This is a genomic window from Actinomadura logoneensis (assembly GCF_003428695.1).
Classification (GTDB): domain Bacteria; phylum Actinomycetota; class Actinomycetes; order Streptosporangiales; family Streptosporangiaceae; genus Spirillospora; species Spirillospora logoneensis.
On the sequence record NZ_QURH01000946.1, the window covers coordinates 1 to 8,040 of the forward strand.

Genomic DNA, 8,040 nt, shown 5'->3' on the forward strand with positions numbered 1-8,040 from the left:
ACGCGCCGGAGCCCGGGCCGGGCAGCCGTGCCGGAGGCCGAGCCGGGCAGCCGTGCCGGGCGGGGCGGTGGCGCCTCCTGGCCGCGCCCGGGTCACGGACGGCAGGTCTGATCGGCGGCGGGTAGGTCGCCGGTGGCCAGGTAGGCGTTGACCTCGGCCTCGACGCAGGCGTTGCCGTACTCACCGTAGATCCCGTGGCCGGTGACGCCGCGCAGGGTGATCAGGCGGGAGCCGGTCAGCGCCCGGTGCATGGCCCGCGCGCCCTTGTAGGTGGTGGCGGTGTCGCCGGTGGCGGACACGATGAGCGCCGGGGTGCCGTTGGCGACGCGCGTGATCGGCTCGCGCGGCTTGACCGGCCAGAAGGCGCAGGGCCAGAGGTTGTTCTTGAGCGGGCCGAAGAGGGGGTGGCGCGCGCGGCTGCGCTGGATGTCGTTCCAGTAGGCGGCCGGGTCGCCGGACACGGCGCGGTCGCCGCACGTGATGGCGGCGGCCGGACTGGCGAGCGGCGAGCCGGCGCTGGTCAGGGTGAAGGCGAGCATCCCGGCGAGTTCGGGGCCCGGGGCGGCCGGACGTCCGTGGGCGGCCTGGTTCAGGGTCCGGACGGTGGCGGAGAACCCGGCGCGGGCCTCGGGCCGGTCGTCCCCGGAGCCGACATAGAGGATGTAGGGGACGAGCTGGTCGTCCACCCGGTAGGAGCCGACGCGGAGCGGACGCCGCCCGGCCGCCTTGACGATGGAGTCCGCGGTGGCGAGGACGCGGGCGGGGGTCGTGCCCAGGCCGTAGGTGCCGTGGCGCTTCGCGGCCCAGGCCGCCCAGCCGCGCAGCGCGCGTTCCGCCTCGTCCTCGGTGCCCCGCATCGCCCGCGCGCCCCACTTGCCCGGATCGCCCGCGCTGTCGAGGACGACGCGGTCCGTCCGGCCGGGGAACATCTGCGTGTAGACCGCGCCCAGATAGCCGCCGTAGGAGACGCCGAGGAAGGAGATCCGGCGTTCGCCGAGGGCGCGGCGGACGAGATCGATGTCACGGGCGGTGTCGCGGGTGTTGACGTACGGGAGGACGTCGGCGTACCGCTTGGCGCAGCGTTCGGCCAGGTCGCGCTGCACCGCGACCTGGCGGTCGAACCCCGCGCGGGTCGCGCCGGGCGAGCGGAGCCACATGCCGACGGGCCAGCCGCAGTCGAGGGGTGTGCTGCGTCCGACGAACCGCGGGTCCAGGCCGATGATGTCGTAGCGGGCGGCGAGGCCCTTCATGGCGGCGCGCGTCTCCAGGGGCATCTCCAACGTGCTCTGGCCGGGACCGCCGTTGTTGAGGACCAGGGCTCCGATCCGGTGGGCCCGGTCGGTGGCGGCGATGCGGGACAGCGCGAGCTTGATCGTCCGGCCGCCGGGCCGGGAGTGGTCGAGCGGGACGGTCAGCTCCGCGCACCGCGCGCCCGCCTTGTCGAGTGCCTTGCCGGTGGTGTCGTCCGGGCCCTGAGCGCAGAACCTCCAGGCGAGCGGCGGGCGCGGGCTGCCGTCGGCTCCCGTCGAGAACGCGACCACGGCGCCGGAGGCGGCGACCGCGGCGAGGAACGGAGCCACGAACGCGCGGGACTTCGCGAAAGTCGTCTTCATGCTGCGGGACGCTAGTTCCGTCCGCCCCGGCGGCACGATACAGCGGGCCGCCCGCCCGCTGGTACAGCCCGCTGTAGTGCCGGTCGGCGACACCCGGCGGATAATGAGCCTCCATTCGACGTCACGAGGAGGTGGGGCATGCGTGTCCGTGCGCCGTTGTCCGGCTCGGCCTACGCGCTGAGCATGCTGGCCACCTCCGTGGCCACCGTGCTCGGCGCGCCCCTGCTGCTGTTCCCCGCGGCGGCACGCGCCTGGGCGGGATGGCACCGGCGGCGCGCCGGAAGACTGCTCGGCGTCCCCGCCGAGGAGCCTCCCGCCGGGCGGCGGGTCCTCGCCTGGGCGCCGGCGCACGTCGCGGCCGGGTTCCCCCTCGGGATGGCCGCCCTGCTGTGCCTGGGCAACATCGTCGTCGCGGCGGTGGCCCTGACCTCGTGGTGGGCCTTCCCCGCCGACGACCGCCCCTCCCTGTTCTCCCTGCTCGACGTCCACGTGGACGACTGGACGACCGCGCTGGCCGGCGGCACGCTCCAGATCGCCGTCCTCGGGGCGGCGGCGTGGTGGGCGCTGCCCGCGCTGGCCCGGCTGCACGCGCGGATGTCGCTGGCGCTGCTCGCGCCGTCGGCCCGCGAGGTGCTCACCGAGCGGGTGGACGTGCTGACCAGGAGCCGGGTCGGCGTGGTGGACGCGCACGGCCGGGAGCTCCAGCGGATCGAGCGCGACCTGCACGACGGGACGCAGGCGCGGCTGGTGGCCATCGCCATGCAGCTGGGCATCGCCCGCGAGTCGCTCGCGGACGATCCGGCCTCGGTGGCGACGCTGCTCGAGCGGGCGCACGAGACGGCGGAGGAGGCGATGGCCGAGCTCCGCTCGGTCCTGCAGACCATCTACCCGCCGATCCTGGCCGACCGCGGGCTCGACGGGGCGCTGACGTCGCTGGCGTCCGGCGCGGGCGTGCCCGTCCGGCTGGACCTGCCCGACCTCGGACCGCTCCCGGCGACCGTGGAGGCGGTGGCCTACTACGTCATCGCCGAGGCGCTCACGAACGTGGCCAAGCACGCCGCCGCGACGCGCGCGGCCCTCCAGGTCGCGCGGACGGGCGACGTGCTGCGCGTCGAGGTCACCGACGACGGGAGGGGCGGCGCCGACGAGGCGGGCGGCACCGGCATCACCGGGATCCGCCGGCGCGTGGCCGCGCTGGACGGCGACGTCCGCCTCGACAGCCCGCCGGGCGGCCCCACCACGCTCACCGTCCGGATACCGTGCGCCCAGTGATCGTTGAGGAGGTCCCGTGCGGGTCGTGATCGCGGAGGACAACGTCCTGCTCGCCGGCGGCCTGGAGCTGCTGCTGGCGACGAAGGGCTTCGAGGTCGCGGCGGTCGCCGGCGACGCCCCGGCGTTCCTGGACGCCGTCGCCGCGCACCGCCCCGACATCGCCATCGTGGACGTGCGGCTGCCGCCGTCGTTCCGCGACGAGGGCGTCCACGCCGCGCTGCGGGCCCGCCGCGAGCACGGCGCGCTGCCGATCCTGGTGCTGTCCCAGTACGTGGAGCGCGACTACGCGGGCGAGCTCCTGTCCGACGGGCGCGGCGGCATCGGCTACCTCCTCAAGGACCGCATCGGGCGGGTGGCCGAGTTCGTCGACGCCGTCCGCCGCGTGGCGGCCGGCGGGACGGCGATGGACCCGGAGGTGGTGGCCCAGCTGCTCACCCGCCGCGCCGGCGATCCCCTGGACGCCCTCACCGTCCGCGAGCGGGAGGCGCTCGCCCTCATGGCGCAGGGCCACGACAACGCCACCATCGCCGAGCGGATGCACATCTCCGAGAACGCCGTCCACAAGCACGTCGGCAACATCTTCGCCAAGCTCGGCCTGGCGCCGGACGACTCGGGGCACCGCCGGGTCCGGGCCGTCCTGGCGTACCTGGACGGCACGTCCCGGACACCCGACCCGCCTTCCGGAACCGCCCGCTGACCGGCGCCCGTCAGGCGGTGTGCTCGGCGGCGACGGCCTCGAAGACCTTCATGTCGGCGTCCCAGTCCGAGTCGGGGCGGGGCCAGTGCAGGACGATGTCGGTGACGCCCAGTTCGGCGTAGCGTCCGGCCAGGTCGGTGAAGGACTCCGGCGACTCCAGCCACGGCTCGTCGGTGAAGCCGGTGAGCAGCAGGCGGCGCTGGGTGGAGGGGTCGCGCCCCTCCTGCTCGCAGGCTTCGGCGAGCATGCCCAGGTGGCGGCGCACCAGCTCGTACGGGTCGTCCGACCGGGGGCCGTTCGCGGTGGTGATCCACCCTTCCCCGTGCCGCGCGGCCAGGCGCATCCCCCGCGGCCCGCCGCCCGCGATGAAGAACGGGACGCGCGGACGCTGCACGCAACCGGGCCCGGCCACGAACTCCTGGGCGCTGTAGTACCGCCCCTCGTGCGTGGTCCGCGGCCCGCGGAGCGCCCGGTCGAGCAGGTCCACCCATTCGGCGAACCGGTCGGCGCGTTCGCGGGGCGTCCAGTCCGGGCCGCCGAGCAGGCCGCCGTCGGACGCGCGGGACGTTCCGCCCGCGCCGATCCCGGCGGTGTAGCGACCGCCGCTGATGTCGTCGATCGTCTTGATCGCGTGCGCGGTGGGGACGGGGTGCCGGAAGTTCGGTGAGGTCACCAGCGTCCCGAGCCGCACCCGCGAGGTCACGGCCGCCGCCGCGGCCAGCGTGGTGTACGCGTCGTACCAGGGCGTGTGGCCGCGCCAGGCCGTGTGGTCGTAGACCCAGGCCGTGTCGAACCCCAGCTCCTCGGCCCGCCGGAACAGCTCCCCGGTCTCCCGCCATGACTGGATCGGCCAGACCACCGTCCCGAGCCGCACTGCCTCCACGCGTCCCCCTCCTCGTCGCCGTCCGCGTCCGACCGGACCATCATCCCGCAGCGTCAAGGTGCCGGGACACCGAGGATCGGCGGCGGTGTGGTGCGCGCGTCCGAATTTCCGCTCGCGGCGATCTCGGCGGTTCCCGTCCCTTCCTTACTGGGCGGTAGCCGTTCAGGCTCGGGGCGTTTCGGTGATCTTCCCCTGAAGGAGACCATTCGCGTGAGACGGAACGTCATCGCGACCACCCGCCGCCGCGGGGCGAGGCCCGGGCTGCGGGCCGCGGCCCTCGTGACCGGTGCGGCGCTCGCCCTGTCCGGGACGGGCGTGGCGTGGGCCGACCAGTCCGTGTCGTCCAAGCCGCCGACCGGCTGGGAGACCGTGGGGCCCGACTCGGTCGGCGGGTCCGTCGGGCTGTCCCCCGGCAGGCCGGACGAGCTCGCCGTCATGACCGCCTCGCCGCAGCTGCTCTGGCTCTCGGAGGACCGGGGCGCGCACTGGCGGCTCCGGGACACCGTCCCGAAGACCTACGGCGCCACGCGCTCGTTCGTCGTCGATCCGAGCGACCCCAGGCGCATGTACCTGCTGGTCGCGAAAGCCGTCGGCTTCGGGACGTACGAGGGCTGGCTGATGCGCAGCACCGACCGGGGCGAGACGTGGAGCACGCTGCGCCACGACACCCAGGACGGCCCCCTCCAGCTCGCCGTCTCCGGCCGGACCGTCGTCGCCGAGGGCCTCGACACGATCGGGGTGAGCACCGACGGCGGGGACAGCTGGCGGGACATCCCCCGGCCGTGGGAGCGCGAGGGCATGGCCGCGCCGCTGCCGAAGCGGATGCTGAGCCTGGTCGGCGACGACCTGTACGCCGCGACGACCGCGCCCGGTCAGGACCTCTGGGTGGTCAGGGGCATCGGCGGCGCGCACCCCGTCCCCGAGCGGCTCGGGCAGCCGGGCAGGCAGACGATCACCGAGGTCGCCGCGTCGCGGTGGGGCCTCGTGGTGACGGCCGGGCACGCCCTCTACGGCACGACGGACCGGGGACGGAGCTGGCGGCTGCTCGTCGCCGACAAGGCCGCCAACCTCTACGGGCCGCAGATCTTCGGCGACGACGTGTTCGTGACGACCTCCGACGCGGTCTACGCGAGCCGCGACCGGGGCCGGACCTTCGCGCGGTGGAACGTGCCGATCCCGGGCCAGGGCGTGGGCGAGGTCGCACCCGTCGGCGGCGCGCGCGGGACGACCCTGGTGTCCGATCCCTACGTCGGCCTGTACTCGACCACCAACGGCCGCGACTACCGGCCCGTCGGGGTGCCGAGCGAGACGGCCACGAACCTGCTGACCGCCCGCGACCGGCGCGGCCGGGAGGTGCTGGTCTCCGCCGGCGTCCAGGACCTGTTCCACACGCCGGTGCCGACGGGCGAGGTCACCGCGGCCACCCGGCGGTGGACGCGGGTCACCTCCGACGCGCTGCACTCCTCGCCCAAGATCGGCGTCTCGTCCAGGGACCCGCGCAGGGTCTGGCGGGCCGAGGAGAACGGCCAGGCCACCGGGGTCTACCGCAGCGACGACGGCGGCGCGACCTGGACGAGGAACAGCGTCGTCGCCGACGGCGGCAACCCGGCGGCCCTGCTCGTCCACCCGGCCGACCCCCGCCGGCTGTTCGTCGTGTACGCCTCGGTCGACGGCTGGAGGATCCGCGGCAGCGACGACGAGGGCGCGACCTGGTGGACGGCCGGCCTCCCCGACGCGGCCTACTCGTCCCTGGCCGGGGACCCGAGGGACCCCCGGCGCGTCTGGGCCGGCACCTCCTCGGGCCTGCTGCGCTCCGACGACGGGGGACGCACCTTCACGACCGTGGCCGAGGACCGCACGTCCCACGTCCTCGTCGATCCCCGCGATCCCCGGCGCGTGCTGGCGGGCGGCTCCGACCTGCGGCTGAGCACGGACGGCGGGGCGACGTTCCGCACCGTCCAGCCCGCCGCCGACGGCAACCTGGAGCGGGTGATCGCCGACCCGCGCCGTCCCGGGACGCTGTACGCCGCCTGGTCCGGTGAGGGCCGCGCGGGCGTCTGGCGCAGCGACGACGCGGGCCGCACGTGGCGCGACATCGGCGCGGGCCTGCCGAGCGCGCCGACGTCGTCCCTCGCCACCAGCGGCGACGGCCGCTGGCTGTTCGCCGGCACCAACTACGCGGGCGTCCAGCGCCTCCCCCTGGGCTAGCCCGTTCACCGGACGCCACCGGCGCCTCCGCGCGGGCCTGCCGCGCGGAGGCGCCCGCACGGTGGCGGAGGTGCCGGTCACGGTGGAGGCGTGCGCGAGGTCAGCGGCGGAAGGTGTGGATCGTCGTGTTCACGTCGCACGGGCTCGGCGGGACCACCGCGACGCGCAGCCGGCCGGTGGCCGGGTCGTAGTCGACGCCCTCCGTCTCGAACTCGCCCTGGCAGTCGCTGACCAGCGGGAGCTGTCCGAGCGAGGCCACCCGGCCCGTCACGTCCCGGCCGCGCAGCGGCGCGGAGAGCGTGATGCGCAGCAGCTGCTTGGTCGTCGGGAACAGGTCGGTCCCGGTGTCGTCGGTCGCGCAGATAAGGGAGGTCGCGGTCACGAAGTCGCAGCCCTGGACGTCCCGGACGGGCCGGTCGAGCCTGATCCGCCCGGCGAGGGGAAGCGTCCCGCCGGTGCGCGGCGTCCGGGGGTTGAGGACGGGGGTCGGCAGGACGAGGAGGCGGTCCATCGTGCCCCACTCGCCGCTGACCATCCACCGGCCGTCGGGCGTGACGGCGGCGTAGGAGTTGTTCATCAGCTCGCCGGGCGCCAGCGGGTGGACGTACCGGTAGCGCGCCCCGCCGGGCGTGGTGACCAGGAACATCTTCGCGGCGGGGTCGGCGGCGGTCCACTGGTAGGCGTCGAAGACGTAACCGCGGGCGGAGTCCGGGTCGCCCACGTGGCCCCAGCCGGCGGCCCGCAGCTCGTCCGGGACGGTGCCGTTGCCGGTGAAGTACAGCCCCCGGCCGCGGACGGTGGCGAGACCCTGGTTGCTGGTGGCCGACGGCCGGGACTCGCTCCCGGTCAGCTTCCAGGGCCCGAGGCGGAGGGTGTCGGCCGCGGCCGTGCCGGGGAGGGCGGCGGCGAGGACGGCGACGGCCGCCGTGAGCGTCGCCGCGATGCGCGTTCTGATCATGACGGGCAGCGTCGCGGACCCGGATGGACCGAAGATGAACCGCGCGCCCACAACGGATGATCTTCGGTGAATAGTCATCTTTCGTACCTCTGGAGGTCGTTTCACATCTCTACGGTCGCTTGCACACAGCTTTGTCAATGAGGAGACCGACGTGGGCCACGACCACCAGCACCACCACGCGCATGAGCACGGACACGAGCACGCGCACCACGGGCACGCGCACCACGGGCACGCGCACCACGGGCACGACCGGGCGGCGTACGCGGACGAGACGGTGCCCGACGCCGAGCTCCCGCCCGGGGACCTGGCGCGCCGCCGCTTCCTGCAGAGGCTCGGCCTGGCGGGCGTGGCGGGCGTGGCGGGCGTGGCGGCGACCGGCGCCGGCATGGTCGCCGCGCCGTCGCCCGCG

7 protein-coding genes are annotated in these 8,040 nt (G+C 75.2%); 4 read left to right on the forward strand and 3 right to left on the reverse strand.

All coding sequences use genetic code 11. From position 1 onward, the window contains the following. Positions 1–92: 92 nt before the first annotated feature. A complete protein-coding gene (locus DZF91_RS31945) occupies positions 93–1,613 on the reverse strand; it encodes an alpha/beta hydrolase (protein WP_117360785.1) in 1,521 nt (506 codons plus the stop codon). A gap of 138 nt (positions 1,614–1,751) precedes the next feature. Here DZF91_RS31945 and DZF91_RS31950 point away from each other — a divergent pair, with 138 nt between their 5' ends. Further along, on the forward strand, positions 1,752–2,885 hold the full coding sequence (locus DZF91_RS31950) for a sensor histidine kinase (RefSeq protein WP_199487038.1): 1,134 nt from the start codon (positions 1,752–1,754) through the stop codon (positions 2,883–2,885). Between the two features lie 16 nt (positions 2,886–2,901). Beyond that, entirely contained in the window at positions 2,902–3,582 is a 681-nt protein-coding gene (locus DZF91_RS31955; protein ID WP_117360786.1) for a response regulator transcription factor, read from the forward strand. 10 nt (positions 3,583–3,592) lie between these two features. Here the strand turns inward: DZF91_RS31955 and DZF91_RS31960 are convergent, their stop codons facing one another. After that, on the reverse strand, positions 3,593–4,465 hold the full coding sequence (locus DZF91_RS31960) for an LLM class flavin-dependent oxidoreductase (protein ID WP_199487039.1): 873 nt from the start codon (positions 4,463–4,465) through the stop codon (positions 3,593–3,595). A gap of 210 nt (positions 4,466–4,675) precedes the next feature. Here DZF91_RS31960 and DZF91_RS31965 point away from each other — a divergent pair, with 210 nt between their 5' ends. Next, the gene (locus tag DZF91_RS31965; protein ID WP_117360788.1) at positions 4,676–6,673 is read left to right on the forward strand and encodes a WD40/YVTN/BNR-like repeat-containing protein; all 1,998 of its coding nucleotides are present in this window, start codon (positions 4,676–4,678) and stop codon (positions 6,671–6,673) included. Positions 6,674–6,773: 100 nt separating this feature from the next. Here DZF91_RS31965 and DZF91_RS31970 read toward each other — a convergent pair whose 3' ends face one another. Further along, positions 6,774–7,631: a hypothetical protein gene (locus DZF91_RS31970; protein ID WP_117360790.1), complete on the reverse strand. Its 858-nt coding sequence runs from the start codon at positions 7,629–7,631 to the stop codon at positions 6,774–6,776. Between the two features lie 151 nt (positions 7,632–7,782). On the opposite strand from DZF91_RS31970, the gene DZF91_RS41395 reads away from it, so the two are divergent. Continuing rightward, positions 7,783–8,040, forward strand: a 258-nt coding sequence (locus DZF91_RS41395; RefSeq protein WP_199487040.1) for a hypothetical protein, incomplete at its 3' end; no start/stop codon positions are given.